The sequence below is a fragment of the Telluria sp. BA11 genome (assembly GCF_056680305.1).
This window is the reverse complement of the sequence record NZ_CM155275.1, coordinates 2,537,445-2,554,449: the sequence shown is the minus strand read 5'-3', so window position 1 is coordinate 2,554,449 and position 17,005 is coordinate 2,537,445. Positions and strand designations below refer to the sequence as shown.

20 protein-coding genes are annotated in these 17,005 nt (G+C 64.7%); 12 read left to right on the top strand and 8 right to left on the bottom strand.

The window, feature by feature from the left end; translation table 11 throughout:
* Positions 1–40: 40 nt before the first annotated feature.
* Positions 41–2,302: a PhoX family protein gene (locus tag AC1MGT_RS11170; RefSeq protein WP_499504205.1), complete on the top strand. Its 2,262-nt coding sequence runs from the start codon at positions 41–43 to the stop codon at positions 2,300–2,302.
* Positions 2,303–2,387: 85 nt separating this feature from the next.
* Here AC1MGT_RS11170 and AC1MGT_RS11165 read toward each other — a convergent pair whose 3' ends face one another.
* Positions 2,388–3,287, bottom strand: a complete 900-nt coding sequence (locus tag AC1MGT_RS11165; protein ID WP_499504204.1) for a LysR family transcriptional regulator ArgP — start codon at positions 3,285–3,287, stop codon at positions 2,388–2,390.
* A 95-nt stretch (positions 3,288–3,382) separates the two neighbouring features.
* Here AC1MGT_RS11165 and AC1MGT_RS11160 point away from each other — a divergent pair, with 95 nt between their 5' ends.
* The 4 genes from AC1MGT_RS11160 (at position 3,383) to nfsB (ending at position 7,584) form a co-directional block, all read left to right on the top strand.
* Complete coding sequence (locus tag AC1MGT_RS11160) at positions 3,383–4,000, top strand: LysE/ArgO family amino acid transporter (protein ID WP_499504203.1); 618 nt, start codon at positions 3,383–3,385, stop codon at positions 3,998–4,000.
* A 79-nt stretch (positions 4,001–4,079) separates the two neighbouring features.
* On the top strand, positions 4,080–5,393 hold the full coding sequence (locus tag AC1MGT_RS11155) for a Xaa-Pro dipeptidase (protein WP_499504202.1): 1,314 nt from the start codon (positions 4,080–4,082) through the stop codon (positions 5,391–5,393).
* Between the two features lie 457 nt (positions 5,394–5,850).
* The gene (locus AC1MGT_RS11150) at positions 5,851–6,858 is read left to right on the top strand and encodes a zinc-binding alcohol dehydrogenase family protein (RefSeq protein WP_499504200.1); all 1,008 of its coding nucleotides are present in this window, start codon (positions 5,851–5,853) and stop codon (positions 6,856–6,858) included.
* 69 nt (positions 6,859–6,927) lie between these two features.
* Positions 6,928–7,584 (top strand): oxygen-insensitive NAD(P)H nitroreductase, encoded by a 657-nt coding sequence (nfsB, locus tag AC1MGT_RS11145; protein WP_499504199.1) that lies wholly within the window; start codon positions 6,928–6,930, stop codon positions 7,582–7,584.
* 81 nt (positions 7,585–7,665) lie between these two features.
* On the opposite strand, the gene AC1MGT_RS11140 is transcribed toward nfsB, so the two are convergent.
* Both AC1MGT_RS11140 and AC1MGT_RS11135 read right to left on the bottom strand, forming a co-directional pair.
* Positions 7,666–8,313 (bottom strand): DUF6624 domain-containing protein, encoded by a 648-nt coding sequence (locus tag AC1MGT_RS11140; RefSeq protein ID WP_499504198.1) that lies wholly within the window; start codon positions 8,311–8,313, stop codon positions 7,666–7,668.
* Between the two features lie 135 nt (positions 8,314–8,448).
* On the bottom strand, positions 8,449–8,949 hold the full coding sequence (locus tag AC1MGT_RS11135) for a GNAT family N-acetyltransferase (RefSeq protein ID WP_499504197.1): 501 nt from the start codon (positions 8,947–8,949) through the stop codon (positions 8,449–8,451).
* A 155-nt stretch (positions 8,950–9,104) separates the two neighbouring features.
* On the opposite strand from AC1MGT_RS11135, the gene AC1MGT_RS11130 reads away from it, so the two are divergent.
* From AC1MGT_RS11130 to AC1MGT_RS11120, 3 genes are all read left to right on the top strand, one after another.
* Complete coding sequence (locus tag AC1MGT_RS11130; protein ID WP_499456092.1) at positions 9,105–9,452, top strand: DUF6152 family protein; 348 nt, start codon at positions 9,105–9,107, stop codon at positions 9,450–9,452.
* Between the two features lie 71 nt (positions 9,453–9,523).
* The gene (locus AC1MGT_RS11125) at positions 9,524–9,943 is read left to right on the top strand and encodes a DUF6644 family protein (RefSeq protein ID WP_499504196.1); all 420 of its coding nucleotides are present in this window, start codon (positions 9,524–9,526) and stop codon (positions 9,941–9,943) included.
* A gap of 66 nt (positions 9,944–10,009) precedes the next feature.
* Positions 10,010–10,786: a glutaminyl-peptide cyclotransferase gene (locus tag AC1MGT_RS11120; RefSeq protein WP_499504195.1), complete on the top strand. Its 777-nt coding sequence runs from the start codon at positions 10,010–10,012 to the stop codon at positions 10,784–10,786.
* Here AC1MGT_RS11120 and AC1MGT_RS11115 read toward each other — a convergent pair whose 3' ends face one another.
* Together AC1MGT_RS11115 and AC1MGT_RS11110 are read right to left on the bottom strand one after the other, a co-directional pair.
* Positions 10,787–11,812 (bottom strand): zinc-dependent alcohol dehydrogenase family protein, encoded by a 1,026-nt coding sequence (locus AC1MGT_RS11115; protein ID WP_499504194.1) that lies wholly within the window; start codon positions 11,810–11,812, stop codon positions 10,787–10,789.
* 26 nt (positions 11,813–11,838) lie between these two features.
* Positions 11,839–13,128, bottom strand: a complete 1,290-nt coding sequence (locus AC1MGT_RS11110) for an SDR family oxidoreductase (protein ID WP_499504193.1) — start codon at positions 13,126–13,128, stop codon at positions 11,839–11,841.
* A gap of 36 nt (positions 13,129–13,164) precedes the next feature.
* Here AC1MGT_RS11110 and AC1MGT_RS11105 point away from each other — a divergent pair, with 36 nt between their 5' ends.
* Positions 13,165–13,638 (top strand): hypothetical protein, encoded by a 474-nt coding sequence (locus tag AC1MGT_RS11105; protein ID WP_499504192.1) that lies wholly within the window; start codon positions 13,165–13,167, stop codon positions 13,636–13,638.
* A 7-nt stretch (positions 13,639–13,645) separates the two neighbouring features.
* Here AC1MGT_RS11105 and AC1MGT_RS11100 read toward each other — a convergent pair whose 3' ends face one another.
* Genes AC1MGT_RS11100 through AC1MGT_RS11090 form a run of 3 tightly spaced genes read right to left on the bottom strand, consistent with a single transcriptional unit; the run spans position 13,646 to position 15,595 of the window.
* The gene (locus tag AC1MGT_RS11100; protein ID WP_499504191.1) at positions 13,646–14,506 is read right to left on the bottom strand and encodes an oxygenase MpaB family protein; all 861 of its coding nucleotides are present in this window, start codon (positions 14,504–14,506) and stop codon (positions 13,646–13,648) included.
* 1 nt (position 14,507) lies between these two features.
* Positions 14,508–15,440 carry a DUF808 domain-containing protein gene (locus AC1MGT_RS11095; protein WP_499504190.1) on the bottom strand — a complete coding sequence of 311 codons (933 nt, stop codon included), beginning with the start codon at positions 15,438–15,440 and terminating at the stop codon, positions 14,508–14,510.
* Positions 15,419–15,595, bottom strand: a complete 177-nt coding sequence (locus AC1MGT_RS11090) for a hypothetical protein (protein ID WP_499504189.1) — start codon at positions 15,593–15,595, stop codon at positions 15,419–15,421. The genes AC1MGT_RS11095 and AC1MGT_RS11090 overlap by 22 nt, the downstream gene beginning before the upstream one ends.
* Positions 15,596–15,642: 47 nt before the next feature.
* Here AC1MGT_RS11090 and AC1MGT_RS11085 point away from each other — a divergent pair, with 47 nt between their 5' ends.
* From AC1MGT_RS11085 to AC1MGT_RS11075, 3 genes are all read left to right on the top strand, one after another.
* Entirely contained in the window at positions 15,643–15,852 is a 210-nt protein-coding gene (locus tag AC1MGT_RS11085; RefSeq protein ID WP_183554960.1) for a BrnA antitoxin family protein, read from the top strand.
* A gap of 89 nt (positions 15,853–15,941) precedes the next feature.
* Complete coding sequence (locus AC1MGT_RS11080; protein WP_183554962.1) at positions 15,942–16,229, top strand: HU family DNA-binding protein; 288 nt, start codon at positions 15,942–15,944, stop codon at positions 16,227–16,229.
* Positions 16,230–16,343: 114 nt separating this feature from the next.
* A complete protein-coding gene (locus AC1MGT_RS11075; protein ID WP_499504188.1) occupies positions 16,344–16,982 on the top strand; it encodes a LysE family transporter in 639 nt (212 codons plus the stop codon).
* Positions 16,983–17,005 lie beyond the last annotated feature (23 nt).

Below are 17,005 nucleotides of genomic sequence, written 5' to 3'. Positions count from 1 at the left end.
GGCTTTCCCTTATCCACACAACAAATACAGGATCCATCCCGTGAACAAGCCGACCGATCTCGCCCGCCATGGCATCGACCATGACGATATCGACCTGAATACTTCGTCGAACGAGCAATTCAGCACTGTCATGAACGCCCGCCTGAGCCGCCGCAACATGCTGCGCGGCGGCGCTGCCACGGCCGCCACCGCGCTGCTGAGCACCTTCGGCCTGACCGCGTGCGGCGGTTCGGATGATGATCCTGTCACCGCGGCCCCACCGCCAGTGGCCACCACACCGCCGCCGCCGGTCGAAAAGCTGCTCGGTTTCACCGCCGTCGGCAAGAGCCTGGCCGACACCGTCGTCGTCCCGGCTGGTTACACCGCCAGCGTGATCTATGCGCTGGGCGATCCGCTCGCGGCCGGCACCCCCGCCTACAAGAACGACGGCACCGACACCGATTTCGAGAACCGCGCGGGCGACCACCACGACGGCATGGAATTCTTCTCGCTGTCCGCCGACGGCGCCGTCTCGACCACCGGCGTCACGCGCGGCCTGCTGGCCATGAACCACGAAGCGACCACCAACGAAGGCCTGGCCTCGTTCTTCGTGCACGCCAATGGCGGCACCAATACGCTGCCGCGCCCGGCGCTGGAAGTCGACAAGGAGATGGCGCTGCACGGCCTGTCCGTCGTCGAAGTCCGCACCAATAACGGCAAGTGGGAATACCTGCAGAATTCGAATTTCAACCGCCGCGTGCACCAGCAGACCGAGGTCCAGATTTCGGGTCCGGTGCGCGGCAATGCGCTGGTCAAGACCAAGTACTCGCCGGACGGCACCAAGTTCCGCGGCACGCTCAACAACTGCGGCACCGGCCGCACCCCGTGGAACACCTATCTGTCGGGCGAAGAAAACTGGGCCGGCTACTTCACCCGCTCGGCCACCGATAACGCAGCGCGCGGCGACAAGAGCGTCGCATCGCTGAACCGCTACGGCGTGGCGCAGGGCGCGGCCTCGCGTCACGGCTGGGAAACGGGCGGCACGGACGACAAGTACGCACGCTGGAACATCAGCAAAAAAGGCACGTCGATCGACGGCAGCGATGACTACCGCAATGAACTCAACGGCGAAGGCTACATCATCGAGATGGATGCCTACGACAAGACCCGTCCACTGAAAAAGCGCACCGCGCTGGGCCGCTTCGCCCACGAGAGCGCCGCCTTCGGCCGCCTGCTGGCCGGCGCGCCGCTGGCCATCTACATGGGTGACGATTCGCGCGGTGAGTACATCTACAAATTCGTCTCGACCGCACCGTGGAATCCGGCCGATGCCATTGCCACCGACCGTATCGCCACCGGCGACAAATACCTCGACAGCGGCAAGCTGTATGTGGCCAAGTTCAACGCCGACGGCAAGGGTAGCTGGATCGAACTGAACATCGCCAACGCCGCGATTGCCGGCTACGCCACCTACAAGTTTGCCGACCAGGCCGACGTGTTCGTCAACGCCCGCCTGGCGGCCGATGCCGTCGGCGCGACCAAGATGGACCGTCCTGAATGGTGCTCGGTCAACCCGGCCAACGGCGAGATCTACTACACGCTGACCAATAACAGCAATCGCCGCGCCGAGCCAAGCGGCTCGAGCCAGGTGGGCGTGGACGCGGCCAACCCGCGCGCCTACACCGACATGAAGGGCACCACCGCCCAGCTGGGCAATCCGAACGGTCACATCATCCGCATGAAGGAAGATGCCGCCGGTTCGACCGCCACCACCTTCAGCTGGGACGTGTACCTGTTCGGCGCCGAAGCGGCTGCCGCTGCCAGCACGATCAACCTGTCCGGCCTCTCCGCGGACCAGGACTTCTCGAGCCCGGACGGCATGTCCTTCACCGTCTCGACCGGCATCTGCTGGTTCCAGACCGACGATGGCGCCTACACCGACGTCACCAACTGCATGATGCTCGCCGGCTTGCCAGGCTCGGTCGGCGACGGCAAGAAGGTCACCGTGCCGAATGCGAAGGCCGACGGTTCGGTCCTGAACGTCGACACCTACGTTGGCAAGGCCGCCACGCCGGACACGCTCAAGCGCTTCCTGGTGGGCCCGAAAGGCTGCGAGCTGACCGGCATCGCTGAAACGCCGGACGGCAAGGCGCTGTTCGTCAACATCCAGCACCCGGGTGAAAACACGGCTGCCGCCAACATCGGCGACGTCACCAAGTACACGAGCCAGTGGCCAGCCAACGCCGGCTACGGCGGCGGCAAGCGTCCGCGTTCGGCGACGCTGGTCATCACCAAGAACGACGGTGGCCGCATCGGTTCGTGATCGCTTGATCTGATCGTTGACTGACCTGAGGGGCCGGCTGCTTGTGCAGCCGGCCTTTTTTCGTTGTGGCGCCTGCCCGCATGGTTCAAGGCTGATCGAGCGGCAGCAGCGCAGCGCGCGCGGCCTTGAGCAGCGCCGCGCCCATGCGTTCGAGGCGCGGGGGCTGGATGCGCCACGCGTGCCAGTACAGCGGCACGTCGTGCGCGATGGCCGGCGACAGGTCGACCAGTGCGCCGCTCTGCAACAGCGCCGCGCACTGCTCGTGTGGCAGCATGCCGTAGCCCAGACCCAGGCGCACCGCTTCCGCGAACGCATCGCTGGATGGCACGTAGTGAAACGGATACGCGCCGTCCGGCAGCCCGAATTGCGTGAGCAAAAACGACGACTGCATCGCATCCTTGCGATCGAAGACCATCAGCGGCGCGACCTGCGCGGTCGCGCGCGTGATCCCATTGGGGAACCAGCGCTGCGCGAATGCGGGCGAGGCCACCAGCCGGTAGCGCATCACGCCAAGCAGGCTCGCGCTGCAGCCGCGCATCGGTTCCGGCTCGCCCGAGATGCAGGCCACCGCGTGGCCGCCTTCGAGCAGCGAGAACGTGTGGCCCTGGTTGTCGAGGATGAATTCGACGAGCAGCTGCTCGTCGATCAGGATGGGCGCCAGCACTGGCAGCAGCCAGGTCGCCAGCGTGTCGTTGTTGACGGCCAGCGTCACGCGCGCCGGGCCCGGGTCGCCCGTCATCTCGGCCAGGAACTCCGATTCGAGCAGCGTGGAGCGGCGCAGGTATTGCAGCAGCCGCGCACCGGGCGCGGTCGGGCGGCAGGGCCGGCTGCGCACCAGCAGCGGCGTGCCCATGTCCTGCTCCAGCGCCGAGATGCGCTGCGAGACGGCCGACGGTGTGATTCTGAGCTGGGCGGCGGCGGCTTCCAGGCTGCCGGCGTCGATGGCGGCGAGGAAGGCGGCGCTGCGGCGAGGGTCGAGCTTCATGATTAGCGCTTCTTACGTAGCCTGAATAATCATGAATATAATTGAAGTCGAGTTCATGGGCTGGAATAGTGGCGGCTTTCGCACGAAAGGCTGCCATGTTCTCGCAACAGATTTATCTTCAGGGGCTGGGACTGGGCGCAGGTCTCATCGTGGGCATCGGCGCCCAGAACGCGCACGTGCTGCGCACTGCAGTGCGGGGCCGGCACGTACTGCCGACGGTCGCCACTTGCATCATCGTCGATGCGATCCTGATCGCGGCCGGCACCAGTGGCCTGGGCGCGCTGATCGAAGCGTCTCCAGTTCTGATGCCGCTGGCGCGCTACGGCGGCGCGGCATTCCTGGTCTGGTACGGGCTGCGCTGCTGGTCGAGCAGCTGGCGTGGCGGCGCGACCCTGTCCGGCGACGCAGCTGCGCAGGCGCAGACGCTGGGCGCGGCGCTGGTGACCGTGCTGGCGTTGTCGCTGCTCAATCCGCATGTGTATCTGGACACTGTGGTGCTGCTGGGGGCGGTCGGCAGCAGCCTGGCGGCAAGCGAGCGTAGTTCGTTTGCGCTGGGGGCGATCACGGCGTCCGCGTTGTGGTTCTCGGCGATTGGGCTGGGGGCGCGGCGCTTCGCGTCGACGCTGGCGCGCCCTGGCGTGTGGCGCGTGATCGAGGCGCTCACTGGGGCCGTGATGCTGGTGCTGGCGGTGCTGCTCGTGGTTGACGCGTGAGGCTGCAAAAAAAGTGGATGGACAGGGTGCATGGCGGTGTAAAGTTGCATTTTGTCTATTCAACTTTCGAGGAGCTGGCTTGAACCGCAAGAACCGTTTGGCACTGAAACTGATGGCCCTGTGCATGGCCACCCTGGGCTGGTCCGGCGTACACGCCGCCGATGTCATCATCAGCGCCGAGCGGCTGCTGGACGTGAAAACCGGGCGCATGATCGACAAGCCCGAGATCCTGGTGCGTGACGGCAAAGTCGTCAGTATCGGGCGTGCGGGTGGCGCTGCGGCTGCTGGCGGCGCGGCAGCCGCTGGCGAAGCCCCCACGCGCATCGACCTGCCCGGCATGACCCTGCTGCCCGGCCTGATCGACATGCACGTCCACCTCGATTCCGACCCTACCTACGGCGGCTACAGCAACCTCGAATACAACGACCGCTTCTGGTCGGCGCTGGCCGTGGCGCATGCGGGCAAGACGCTCGACGCGGGCTTTACCACGGTGCGCAATCTGGGCGCGGCGGACTGGAACGACGTCGGCCTGGGCCAGGCGATCGCCGCCGGCAAGGTGCGCGGCCCGCGCATCATCCCCGCCGCCTGGTCGTTCGGCCCGACCGGCAGCCACTGCGACAGCACCTACTTCCCGCCATCGATGGACCAGAAAGGCCCATATAACGCCGACGGTCCGGACGAAGTGCGCAAGTCGGTACGCTCGCTGCGCAAGTACGGCGCCCAGGTCATCAAGGTGTGCGCCACGGGCGGCGTCTTCTCGCGCAACACCGAGCCGGGCCAGCAGCAAATGAACCTCGCCGAACTGCGCGCGGCCGTCGAAGAAGCGCACCAGTGGGGCCTGCAGGTCGCCGCGCACGCGCACGGCGCCGCCGGCATCAAGGACGCCATCCGCGCCGGCGTGAACACGATCGAGCACGCCAGCCTGATCGACGACGAAGGCATCGCCCTGGCCAAGAAGCACGGCGCATGGCTGTCGATGGACATCTACAACGGCAGCTACACGGCGCTTGAGGGCAAGAAGAACGGCGTGCTGGAAGACAATCTGCGCAAGGACCGCGAAGTAACGGAACTGCAGCGCCAGAACTTCAAGCGCGCGCACGCAGCCGGCGTGAAAATGGTGTTCGGCACCGACGCCGGCGTCCACCCGCACGGCGGCAACGGCAAGCAGTTCGCCGTCATGGTCCAGTACGGCATGACGCCACTGCAAGCAATCCAGAGCGCCACCATCAATGCCGCCGAAGCACTGGCACGCAAAGACGTCGGCATCATCGAACCCGGCCGCTACGCCGACCTCGTCGCCGTCGAAGGCGACCCAACCGTCAACGTCCGCCTGCTGGAAACCCCCACCGTCGTCATCCAAAACGGCACCATCGTCAAACGCCTCACGCCATAAAAATGAGGGTCAGTGTAGAATTAACGAGCAATAGCCCAATATCAAGCCAGTAAATGTCGCAGCGTCAACAGTATTGAATCACTTGAATGTGTGCCAGCTTTAATTAGGGTCAGAGTCGAATTAATTTTCAATTTATTTTCAAAAATTGACAAACAATTCGACTCTGACCCTAATTGTTTTCTTTGAATTTTATGCGTTGAGGGATGATTTAATTTCCTGATTTAAATTAGTATCTTACGGGCATACTTTTATGCCGCATCACCCCATTAAACAATTAGGGTCAGAGTAGAATTAATGAGCAATTGATCCAATTTCCGTTCTATCTGGCTTCAACGTTGAGCTCGGCTGCATGTCTTGCAAATCAATTAGGGTCAGAGTTGAATTAATAAGAAATTGATTAAATGAAGTTGTCAAACAATTCGACTCTGACCCTCATTGTTTGTTTTTAGGAGAAGAAATGAAAGCAATTGTTTATACGCAGAATGGGTTGCCGATCGGTGATCCGAAGGCGCTTGTCGAGATGGAATTGGCGATGCCGGAGCCGGGACCGCATGATGTGGTGGTCGAGGTGCGCGCGGTGTCGGTCAATCCGGTCGATACGAAGATCCGCCTTGGCGTGGCGGTGACTGAGCCGCGTGTGCTTGGGTGGGATGCCAGTGGTGTCGTGCAGTCGGTTGGTGAAGGCGTCACGCTGTTCGCGCCGGGCGATGAGGTGTTTTATGCCGGATCGCTTATTCGCCCGGGCTCCAACAGCCAGTTCCAGGCGGTCGATGAGCGCATTGTCGGCAAGAAGCCCCGTACGCTCGGCTTTGCCGAAGCGGCTGCCCTGCCCCTGACATCGATCACGGCCTGGGAGCTGCTGTTCGACCGCCTGCGCGTGCCCGAAGGCGGCGGCGCTGGCAAGTCGCTGCTGGTCATCGGCGCGGCCGGCGGTGTTGGCTCGATCCTGATTCAGCTTGCGCGCCAGCTCACGGGCCTCACCGTCATCGGCAGCGCCTCGCGTGATGCCACGCGCGAGTGGGTCACCAAACTGGGGGCGCACCATACCGTGGACCATACGCGCCCGATGCAGCCGCAGCTGGCCGAACTGGGCTTCGATCAGGTCGACATCGTCATCAGCCTGACGCACACCGATCATCACTACGCCGACATCATCGAGGCCCTCGCGCCGCAGGGCCAGCTGGCGCTGATCGACGATCCCGCCACGCTCGACGCGGTGCCGCTCAAGCGCAAGTCGATCTCGCTGCACTGGGAGCTGATGTTCACGCGCTCGCTGTTCGGCACACCCGACATGGTGCGCCAGCACGAGCTGCTGAACCGCGTGGCCGACATGGTCGATGATGGCCGCCTGACGACGACTCTGGGCGAGCACTTCGGCCCGATCACGGCCGACAACCTGCGCCGTGCGCATGCGCTGATTGAAAGCGGCAAGGCTATCGGAAAAATCGTCCTCGAAAACTTCTGACGCCGGAATCGCTTACCATCGTGGGATTGAAAAATCCCACGATCACCCAGCGAAAGCGAAAGGAACACCATGGACATTCTGTCGGCCGCCAAGAAGCGCCATACCGCCAAAGCCTACGATAGCGAGCGTCGCATCCCCGAAGAAGTGATGCAGCAAGTGTATGACCTGCTGCGTAACAGCGCGTCGTCGGTCAATTCGCAGCCATGGCACTTCATCGTCGCCAACACGCCCGAAGGCCGTGCACGGATCGCCAAGGCGACCCAGGGCGGCTACGTCTACAACGCCGCCAAGGTCAACGATGCGTCGCACGTGATCGTGCTGTGCGCCCGCGTCGACATGGACGAAGCGCACCTGGACGCGCTGCTGGAGCAGGAAGAGCGCGACGGGCGCTTCCGCGACGCGCAGGCGCGCGCCGGCCAGGACGCCACCCGCCGCGGCTATGTCAACCAGCACCGCTACGGCACCAAGGACGTGGCCCAGTGGCTCGAAAAGCAGGTCTACCTGGCGCTGGGCACCGCGCTGGTCGGCGCAGCCACGCTGGAGATCGATGCGACGCCGATGGAAGGCTTCGACCAGAAGATCCTCGACGCCGAATTCGGCCTGAACGAGAAGGGCTTGACCAGTCTGGTGCTGGTGAGCTTCGGTTACTCCTCGCCAGCCGACTTCAATGCGGGCTTGCCGAAGTCGCGCCTGACGCAGGAAGCGACGTTCACCTTCATCGATTGATGCTAGCGTAAGACTGGCCCACTTCGGTGGGCTTTTTTTTGTCTTGCGTCGCCCCTGCGTGCGCTGCGGCCTGTGCACCAATCACAGTGGTGATGGCGACGCGGGCCTGGTCTCCGGCACATCCCCCTGGCAGTTTGCGTTTTTGATGACCATCTCTTTGTAGATATCGAGTGGGGGCATATTCAGGGCGGCGCGGCGCGCTTCGACTTTCTGGCGATCGTCCAGCGGATCAAAGTCAAAATCGCACGGTTTCTCCGGCAGCGACATCAGCTGGGTGCCATACAGCTGCGGCCTGCGCTCGGCCACCGCGACACGGTCGGACAGATAGGCAAAGTTGCGCCCTACCGGTTCGCCACGCTCTGCAGCGATCTTCTCGAGCAAGGCCAACGTCTGCTTCTGGAATGCCCTGTCGTGGTCGGCGTGCTGCACCAGCAGCCAGGCATCGCGCTCGGCGCGCTCGCCGTGTCTTTCGGTGTCAGGAAAACCGCACTGTGCAAACAGGACCTTCAGACGCGCCGTGTTGGCACGGTCGATCACGGCCATGTGCGCTCCGATTTTCTGTTGGGCCGGGGTATTGATCTTGCTGAAGTCGAGCCGGGAGCGCAGGGCCTGGTCGGCGCTGACCATCGTGCGCAGTTCTTTTGTGTAGTCCTCGCAGGCCGCCTGCGCCGCGACGCACGGCAAAGTCGCAGCAACGGCGATGCCCAGAGCCTTCAAAAAATTCTGCATCCATATCCTTGATGGCAGTAATCACCAGGCCAGTGTAAGACCCTTACCTGGCGAGGTCCACGCATCCTGCATGATCTGATGGTGCCTCCTTCCCGACCAGTCATGCTGAAATAGCTCTAGAGGCGACGTTCACGTTCACTTGAGCGGTGCTGCGCCATCGCAAGCGGGTGACAGCATCTTTTCCATGAACATGGACGCGATGCCGATCCCGCTGCGATGCGCGTACACCTCGTCGCGCACCCGCATGAATCCGGCGCGCTCATAGAACGCCACCGCATTGAGCGACGCGGACAGAAACAGGCGTTGCACGCCGCGCCCCTGCGCCAGTTCCTCGAGCCAGCGCAGCAAGTCCAGCGCGATCCCGCGCCCTTGATACGCTGGTTCGACAAACACAGCATCGACTTCGCCGCTGGCCAGGTCGAGCACCGCGAAGCCTGCCAGCGCGCCGTCTTCTTCCGCCACCACGGCGCTCCCCAGATTCACCAGCTCCGCCAACGATGCCGGCGGGGTGCTGGCGGACCAGGTCTCGATCACGGCCGCTGGATAGTGCGCCGCGCGACTGGCCCGCACGGCCCGTGTGCGCAGCGGCCACAAGGCCGCAAGATCGGCTGCGGTGGCCGCGCGGCATATCAGCATGACCCACTCCTGATGTGTTGGTGACAGCACATCGTACACGCGCCCGTATCCAGGATACGGGCGCAGAAAACGTGTGTAGAAACCGTGCGCCCGAATCCCCGTCACAGGCATATGCTGGCGCTGCATTCGTCGAGTCACCTTCACCGGAGTCGCCCATGAAACGCACACCTGCTTTGGCCGCCCTGCTGCTCGCCATGTCCGCCAGCGCCGCCGCCCACCATGGCTGGAGCGAGTATGACGCCACCCGCCCGCAGCAGCTGACCGGAACCATCGAAGAATCGGGTTACCGCCAGCCTCACGGCTACGTCCGCCTCAAGACGCCGGACAAAACCTGGCTCGTCGTGCTGGCGCCACCCAGCCGGATGGAAAACCGCGGCCTGGCCAGGGACATGCTGGCCGTCGGCGGCACCGTCACCGTCGTCGGTTATCCCAACCGCACCAAGCCCGCCGAACTGCGCGCCGAACGCATCACGGTGGGCGACAAGGTCACGGAGCTGCGCTGAGCGCCGCGCACGCGGCGGCGGCGTGGCTCGCATCGACCCCACCGGCGCAAGCCCTGCGCGACGGCGCGTGGTTGTACCCGCTCGTCGAGATCGTCCACATCGTGGGCTTCACGGTGCTGGTCGGCGCGGTGGCCATGTTCGACCTGCGCCTGCTCGGCGTTGGGCGTACGCGGCCGGCTGAGGCGCTGCCCGTACAGGCGCTGGCGCGCCACCTGCTGCCCTGGACGTGGGCCGCGCTGTTGCTGATCGTGCCCAGTGGCGTGCTGCTGTTCGCGACCCAGCCCGAGCTGCTGGATAACCGGGCCTTTCTGCTCAAGCTGGCGCTGATCGGTGCGGCCGGTGGGAATGCGCTGGCGTTCCACGTCGGGCCCTGGCGCGCGGCCGCATGCTGGCCCGCCAAAGCGCCGCTGCGCGCCCGATTGCATGCGGTGCTGTCGCTGCTGCTCTGGGTCGCCGTCATCGCCTGCGGACGGCTGCTGGCGTATGTGTAGCAAGCCTCTCGAACAGCCGCCCGGCCTTCGTGCTACAGTCTCCTGCCGCTTTCTTCCCGACCCGCCATGCTGAAACAGCTCACCACCTTTGCCATCGCCGCCCTCGTCGTCGCCAGCAGCGCCCAGGCTGCGCCGCCGGTCTATGGCTTCGTTGTCAAGAACACCTACCCCCACGATCCGCAAGCGTTCACGCAGGGTCTGTCCTACCGCGACGGCTACCTGTACGAAAGCACGGGCCAGATCGGCCACTCGACGATCCGCAAGGTCGACCTCAAGACGGGCAAGGTGGTGCAGAAGGCCGATCTGCCGGCCAACGTGTTTGGCGAAGGCTCCACCGCAGTCGGCAATACCCTGGTCGGTCTGACCTGGCAGTCGCAGGTCGGCTACGTGTTCGACCTCAAGACCTTCAAGCTCAAACAGCAATTCAAGTACGAGGGCGAAGGCTGGGGCCTGGCGGGCGATGCGAAGCAGCTGTACATGAGCGATGGCAGCGCCGCTATCCGCATCCTCGATCCGAAGACGATGAAAGAGCTGCGCCGCATCCAGGTCACGGCCGAGGGCCAGCCGGTGCCGCGCCTGAACGAGCTCGAATTCGTCAACGGCGAGCTGTATTCAAATGTCTGGGGCACGGACCTCATCCTGCGCATCGATCCCGACAGCGGCAAGGTTCTCGGCCTGATCGACCTGACCGGCCTGTTGCCGCCGGAAGCGCGCGGCACGACATCCGTCGACGCCGTCCTGAACGGCATCGCCTGGGACGAAAAAGGCAAGCGCCTGTTCGTCACCGGCAAGCTGTGGCCCAAGCTGTTTGAAATCGAGCTGGTGCCACGCCTGCGCCGCTGATCACGCGGCTTTGGTCACGTCAATCACGACCTTGCCGAAGTGCGCACCGGATTCCAGATAGCGGTACGCGTCCTGCGCCTGGCCGAACGGGAACACGCGGTCGATCACCGGCTTGACGCCGCTGGCGTCGACGAAGCGCATCACGTCTTCCAGCATCGCGCGGCTGCCCACGTGCACGCCCACCAGGCGCTTGGCGCTGGCCAGCAGCGTCGCCGGATTGACTTCGCCGCCAAAGCCGCTCACGCCGCCAATGATGGCCACCGTGCCGCCCATTGCCACCGCCGCCACTGACCGGTTCACCGTGCCCTGGCCGCCCACTTCCAGCACCACCTGCGCGCCCACGCCATGGGTCAGGTGCAGCACTTCGTCCTGCCATTCGGGGATCGTGGTGTAGTTGATCGTGTGATGCGCGCCCAGTTCGCGTGCGCGCGCCAGTTTTTCGTCGCTCGACGACGTCACGATCGTGCGCAGGCCGGCCGCGCGCGCCAGTTGCAGGCCCAGGATCGACACGCCGCCCGTCCCCAGCAGCAGCACGGTGTCGCCGGGTTTGACGTGATTGCTCGAGACGAAGATGGCATTCCACGCGGTGACCGCTGCGCAGGGCATCGTGGCCGCCTCGATGAAGCTCAGGCTCGCCGGGACAACCGCCAGCGCATCCTCGTGCAGCACGACTTCTTCGGCCAGCATGCCGTCGATGTCGCCGCCCAGACCATTGCGGATCTTGGCGGGCGTGGGGCCGCCCTCGTGCCAGAACGGAAAGAACGAACCAGCCACGCGGTCGCCCACCTGCACGCGCGTGACGCCCGGGCCGACGGCCAGCACTTCGCCGGCGCCGTCCGAGCACGGGATGATCGGATCGTCGACCGAGACCAGGTAGTTCCCGGCCGCGACCATCAGGTCGCGATAGTTGAGCGCAACGGCGTGCACGCGAATGCGCACTTCGCCCAGGCCAAGGTCGCGCACCGGATACTCGATGGCTTGCAAGCCGTCGATGGTGGCGCCGTGAAGAATTTGGTAAGCCTGCATGGGTGCTCCTGTGTCAGTTGAAATCGTTATTTTTCGTCGAGGTGGTACAGCAGCCAGAGCGCCGCCAGCAGCGGCAGGTTCTTGACCAGGGGGCCGAACGGCTGCACCAGAAGCTGGGGCAGCGTGAAGGCGATCACGGCGCTGCACAGTGCCACCACGCCCAGCTGCGTTACCCACAACCAGCGTCGTCGCGGCAGGAACAGCGTGCCCAGTCCCAGCAGCAGATCCAGGCCCCCCGCGCCGTACAGCGCTGGCAGCTGCAGCTCTGGCGGCACGCCCGCCTGCGCCAGCAGCGCGAGGCTGTTCTCGATCGGGAACAGGCCGAGCGAGACGATCGCCGTGATAATCCAGACCGCAGCAATGGCATAGCGCAGGACCGGCAGCAGCCAGCCAAGCTTGGCGCGCGCGCGCTCGCACTCGGCGTCCTGGATGAAGGCACTGACGGGCCGTGGCGGATGGCCGATCAGGTTGGCCGTGAGTGTCGCGTCGGCGCTGTTGTCGTGATCGAGCATTTTCAGCGCGTCGCGATCCAGCAGCGAACCTGGCAGCAGGCCCGCGAAGCCGGCCGCGAAGCGGGCCACCGGCCCGGGCAAGTGCAGTACCGGCTGGCGGCCCATCGCCATCGCGCGGCGCAGGGTGGCCAGGTATTCGGTGAAGGGCATCGCCTGCGGCCCCACCAGCGGCACGCGCATCGTCGCGCCGCCGTCCGGTGCCATCGGCAGCCGGTGCTTGAACAGGCCGATGATGGCCGCTACCAGATCGTCGATGTGGATCGGCTGCACCAGCTGCGGCTTGCTGCCGAAGCGCAGTGTGAATGGCATGCTGGCCAGCGTGCGCATGGCGCGCGCGCTGCCGCCGTCGCGGCCATACACGAGCGACGGCTGGACGATGTAGGAACGCAGCGGCAGTGACGCGAGGTAGTCGTCGGCCTCGCGCTTGGACACGTGATACGGCGTGGTGCCTTCGCCATCGGCGCCCAGCGCGGACAGCTGGACCACCATCTGCACATCGTGCGATTCAGCGCAGGCGGCAAACAGGGCGCGCGGCGTTTCCTTGTGCAGGCGGACAAACGTCTGGCGCCCGCTCTCGCGAAAAATGCCGACCGTGTTGATCACGGCGTCGATTCCCGAGAGGCGCGACAGCCAGGTTGATTTATTGTTATCGTTGGTGAAATCAGCATGGATATAGCTGAGGCGCGGGTCGTCGCTCGTTTCGGGATGACGCACCGCGCAGACGACGTGGTGGCCTTCGGTCAGCAACGCTTGCAACAAGTGTTGCCCAACAAACCCGCTTGCACCCGTCAGCAAAATCCGCATCCGATGTTCCCTTTACGCGATCGAAAAGAGGATTGTATGAAATATACGGTAATACAGCGCGCACTCGTCTCCGGTGCGGCCTCGAGTATTGTCTCGACGGTCGCCATGGCGCTGGTCGCAAAGAAAGAAACCGGCAGCCCCTATGCCGCAACCAATGCTGTCAGTCACTATGTGCACGGTCGCAAGGCCAGCTTCCGTGACCGCTTCTCGCTGCGCTACACGGTGCCTGGTCTGTTGATTCACCATGCCAGCGCCACGGTCTGGGCCCTGGTGTTCGAGCGTGTGATGGGCGGCGTGCTCGATCAGAAGAACCCGTCGGCCATCCTTGCCTCGGCAGCGGCAACGTCGGCCTTCGCCGCCTTCACCGATCACAAGCTCACGCCACGGCCATTGCAGCCGGGGTACCAGAAACGCCTGTCGAACAAGTCGCTGGGTGTGGTCTACACGTCGATTGCCGTCGGCATGGCCCTGGGCTCGATGTTCTTGCGGCGTAATCAGCCGCCGAAGTGATGGTGTGTTAGTGGTGCTGCCTGGCTGTCGCCAGCCGCCGGGTCGCCTGCGCCGGTGGCGTGTCGCCCAGTGGCAGCAAGCCGGCGCCGCGCGCCAGTGCCCGCACCAGCGTGGCCTCGCCCAAGCGCAGGCCGTGGCCGCGAAGTTGCGGCAATGAGCGCACCGGCTCCGGTGCGATCTCGATGGCGGCGCGTACCAGCAAACGCTGGAGCGGCCGCAGGGGCGCCGGCAGGATCGGCGCCTCGCCCATGATCCGAATGAAATCGGCCAGGATGGCCGACCCCTCCAGGCCAGGCGCAGTGCTGGCCAGCGTACCTTCCCACTCGCTCCACGAGCGCGGCGCACCCGTCGCGCCATACAAGCGCGCCGCATCCTGCGCTTCGGCGAACGCCGCATCCTTCTCAAGTGCTGACAAACGGCGCGCGTAGCGGTGATACGCCTCGGTAAAGCCGAAGGTGGCCGTGGCCTGGACCCAGTCGAGCAGGCGCGGATCGTTCGCGTGGTACGGCACGCCGGCCGGCGTGGTGCCCTGCACGTGGCGGTGAATGCGCACCACGTTTGCAATCAGTTGTTCGGCCGCCGAGCGGGGGCCGTACACCGTCATCATCGCGGCAAAACCGGTGCGGCGCAGACGCAGGCCCGGGTCGCGCCGGAAGCTGCTGTGGTCCCAGACGCCGGTGCGCACCGAGGGTTCGGCCAGTTCGAGCAGCACTGCCGCCACGCCGCCGACAAACAGCGCGACCGGGTTGGCGAACACCTGCCAGGTGATGCCGCCGGCTGGCGCCAGCGCCGGTTCGCCGGCCGGCTGGCTGAAGTCGAACGCCATGCCGGCCGGCGGTTGCATCAACGCGCGCAGCTGCGCCAGCACGTCAGCCTTTCTTGCCCCGCATGCGCTGGACCAACGTCACGACAGCGACGATGATCGCGCCCACGAGCACGCCGACGAGCGCGTCGACCAGGGTCGGGACCAGGAACGCCAGCACGCCGCCGATCGCTGGCACGTCAGCCACGCCGGCAGCCATGCTTTGCGCGAAGTGGTGCACGGCGGGGATGGCGTGGGCGATGATGCCGCCGCCGACCATGAACATCGCGGCGGTACCGACCACCGACAGCACCTTCATCAGGCGCGGCGCAAACGCCAGCAAGCCCTTGCCCAGACCGCGCGCGGCGCCATTCTGGCTTTTGCTCAGGTAGAGGCCCGCATCGTCCATCTTGACGATGGCGCCCACCAGGCCGTACACGCCGATCGTCATCACGATGGCGATCGCCACCAGCACAGCGACCTGCTGGCCGAAGGCGACGCCCACCAGGGTGCCCAGCGAGATCACGATGATCTCGGCCGACAGGATGAAGTCGGTGCGCACGGCGCCCTTGATCTTTTCCTTTTCCAGCGCGACCAGGTCGACCTCGGGATTGGCCACCGCCGCCACGTGCGCGGCCTTGTGCTGTGCATCTTCCTCAGGGCTGTGCAGGAATTTGTGCGCGAGCTTTTCGGCGCCCTCGAAGCACAGGAACGCACCGCCGATCATCAGGAGCGGCGTGATGAGCCACGGCAGGAACACCGAGATGGCCAGCGCCGCCGGCACCAGGATCGCCTTGTTGACGAACGAGCCTTTGGCCACCGCCCAGACCACGGGCAGTTCGCGATCGGCGCGCACGCCTGTGACCTGCTGCGCATTGAGCGCCAGGTCGTCGCCCAGGACGCCGGCGGTTTTCTTGGCGGCGACCTTGCTCATCACGGCAACGTCGTCGAGGACGGTCGCGATATCGTCCAGTAAGGTCAGTAAACTTGCTCCAGCCATGGGTCGTGCTCCTTCAAAATTAAGTTGCAATGATAGTAACCGAGGCGCCGTAAAGTACCTACACGGTTCAGCGCCAGTTTTTGCGTTTCAACCCCGCCAATCTGCATCTCGTCGCTTTTGCCGCGCGGAGCGGATGCGTTGTACGTATCGTCCATGCTGAAGGTTGCGGTGCTGCAGCCTCGCCCCCCATCAAGGAGATCCCATGAACACCGATTCGATCCAGGCCGCCGCTCCCGTTCGCCGTGTCCGTCCTCCCAAGCGCAAGACCCGCATCACCATCTATCTCGACGACGAAGTCCTCAACGAATTTCGCACCCTGTCCGAGCGTTGCGGCACCGGATACCAGACCCTGATCAACGCCGCGCTGCGCAACCGTTTGAACGGCCCGATCGGCGAAACCGGCGTCGCATAAGGCTTCCTTTCAGATTTCCCTCCTGGCGCGGCATTGCACTTGGCAATATTTATGCTAATCTTCCCGCTCTTTTAACCCCGGAGGGATTTATGAAAAAAGGCGAACTGATCGCAGAATTCGCGAAGCGTACCGAGATGTCCGGTGCTGCCGCTGGCGTGGCCGTGAACACGATCATCGAGATCATCACCGAGCGCCTCAAAAAAGGCGACACGGTCGGCATCACCGGCTTTGGCACCTTCTCGGTGACGAAGCGCGCTGCACGCAAGGGCCGCAATCCTGCCACCGGCGAAGTGATCAAGATCGCGGCGTCGAAGAGCCCGCGTTTCTCGGCTGGCGCGACCCTGAAGGCATCGGTCAACCCGACCAAAAAGAAGTAAGCAGCATCCCACGGCCTTGTGCCGCGGCCCCTGTGCGGGTCGCGCGCGCGAGGTTGATGCAGTGACGCCCCGTCGTCCACCCTCCCCGCAGTTCCCCATTCATTACCTGCCACCATGAGCTTCGCCACCTGGATCGCCTTCGTCATCGCCGGTTCCCTGATCGCCATTTCGCCCGGTTCCGGCGCGGTGCTGTCGATGTCGCACGGCCTGGCCTATGGCCTCAAGAAAGCCAGTGCCACGGTGCTGGGCCTGCAACTGGGCCTGGTGCTGGTGTTGATCATCGCCGGCGCCGGTGTCGGCTCGCTGCTGCTGGCGTCCTCGGTCGCCTTCACGATCGTCAAGGTGGTCGGCGCGCTGTACCTGATCTACCTGGGCGTGAGCCAGTGGCGCGCCGCGCCTGCACCCGGCCCCGCCGCATCGACTGTCGGCCTCGAAGCGCACCCGCCGTTCGGCCGTCGCGTGCTGACGGGCTTCCTGACCAACACCACCAACCCGAAGGGCATCATCTTCATGGTTGCCGTGCTGCCGCAGTTCATTTCGAAAGACGCTCCGCTGCTCACGCAACTGGCGATTCTGGGTGTGACGATGGTCGTCATCGATTCGGTCGTCATGCATTGCTACGCGGCGCTGGCCGCCTCGATGCAGCGCTACATGCGCGATCCGCGCCACATGAAATTGCAGAACCGCGTATTCGGTGCGGTGCTGGTGGTGATCGGCTCGATGCTGTTTTTCGTCAAGCGCCAGCCGGGCTGACGCGCTTTTCTGCCGGCTTGTTT

What these genes read in the sequence shown, in the direction of transcription:
- AC1MGT_RS11075 (WP_499504188.1), top strand. Translation starts at nt 16,344, where the DNA reads ATGAGCTTCGCCACCTGGATCGCCTTCGTCATCGCCGGTTCCCTGATC.
- AC1MGT_RS11095 (WP_499504190.1), bottom strand. Translation starts at nt 15,440, where the DNA reads ATGGCTGGAGCAAGTTTACTGACCTTACTGGACGATATCGCGACCGTC.
- AC1MGT_RS11110 (WP_499504193.1), bottom strand. Translation starts at nt 13,128, where the DNA reads ATGCGGATTTTGCTGACGGGTGCAAGCGGGTTTGTTGGGCAACACTTG.
- AC1MGT_RS11160 (WP_499504203.1), top strand. Translation starts at nt 3,383, where the DNA reads ATGTTCTCGCAACAGATTTATCTTCAGGGGCTGGGACTGGGCGCAGGT.
- AC1MGT_RS11120 (WP_499504195.1), top strand. Translation starts at nt 10,010, where the DNA reads ATGCTGAAACAGCTCACCACCTTTGCCATCGCCGCCCTCGTCGTCGCC.
- AC1MGT_RS11135 (WP_499504197.1), bottom strand. Translation starts at nt 8,949, where the DNA reads ATGCTGATATGCCGCGCGGCCACCGCAGCCGATCTTGCGGCCTTGTGG.
- AC1MGT_RS11090 (WP_499504189.1), bottom strand. Translation starts at nt 15,595, where the DNA reads ATGGACGATACGTACAACGCATCCGCTCCGCGCGGCAAAAGCGACGAG.
- AC1MGT_RS11130 (WP_499456092.1), top strand. Translation starts at nt 9,105, where the DNA reads ATGAAACGCACACCTGCTTTGGCCGCCCTGCTGCTCGCCATGTCCGCC.
- AC1MGT_RS11115 (WP_499504194.1), bottom strand. Translation starts at nt 11,812, where the DNA reads ATGCAGGCTTACCAAATTCTTCACGGCGCCACCATCGACGGCTTGCAA.
- nfsB (WP_499504199.1), top strand. Translation starts at nt 6,928, where the DNA reads ATGGACATTCTGTCGGCCGCCAAGAAGCGCCATACCGCCAAAGCCTAC.
- AC1MGT_RS11150 (WP_499504200.1), top strand. Translation starts at nt 5,851, where the DNA reads ATGAAAGCAATTGTTTATACGCAGAATGGGTTGCCGATCGGTGATCCG.
- AC1MGT_RS11105 (WP_499504192.1), top strand. Translation starts at nt 13,165, where the DNA reads ATGAAATATACGGTAATACAGCGCGCACTCGTCTCCGGTGCGGCCTCG.
- AC1MGT_RS11080 (WP_183554962.1), top strand. Translation starts at nt 15,942, where the DNA reads ATGAAAAAAGGCGAACTGATCGCAGAATTCGCGAAGCGTACCGAGATG.
- AC1MGT_RS11085 (WP_183554960.1), top strand. Translation starts at nt 15,643, where the DNA reads ATGAACACCGATTCGATCCAGGCCGCCGCTCCCGTTCGCCGTGTCCGT.
- AC1MGT_RS11140 (WP_499504198.1), bottom strand. Translation starts at nt 8,313, where the DNA reads ATGCAGAATTTTTTGAAGGCTCTGGGCATCGCCGTTGCTGCGACTTTG.
- AC1MGT_RS11165 (WP_499504204.1), bottom strand. Translation starts at nt 3,287, where the DNA reads ATGAAGCTCGACCCTCGCCGCAGCGCCGCCTTCCTCGCCGCCATCGAC.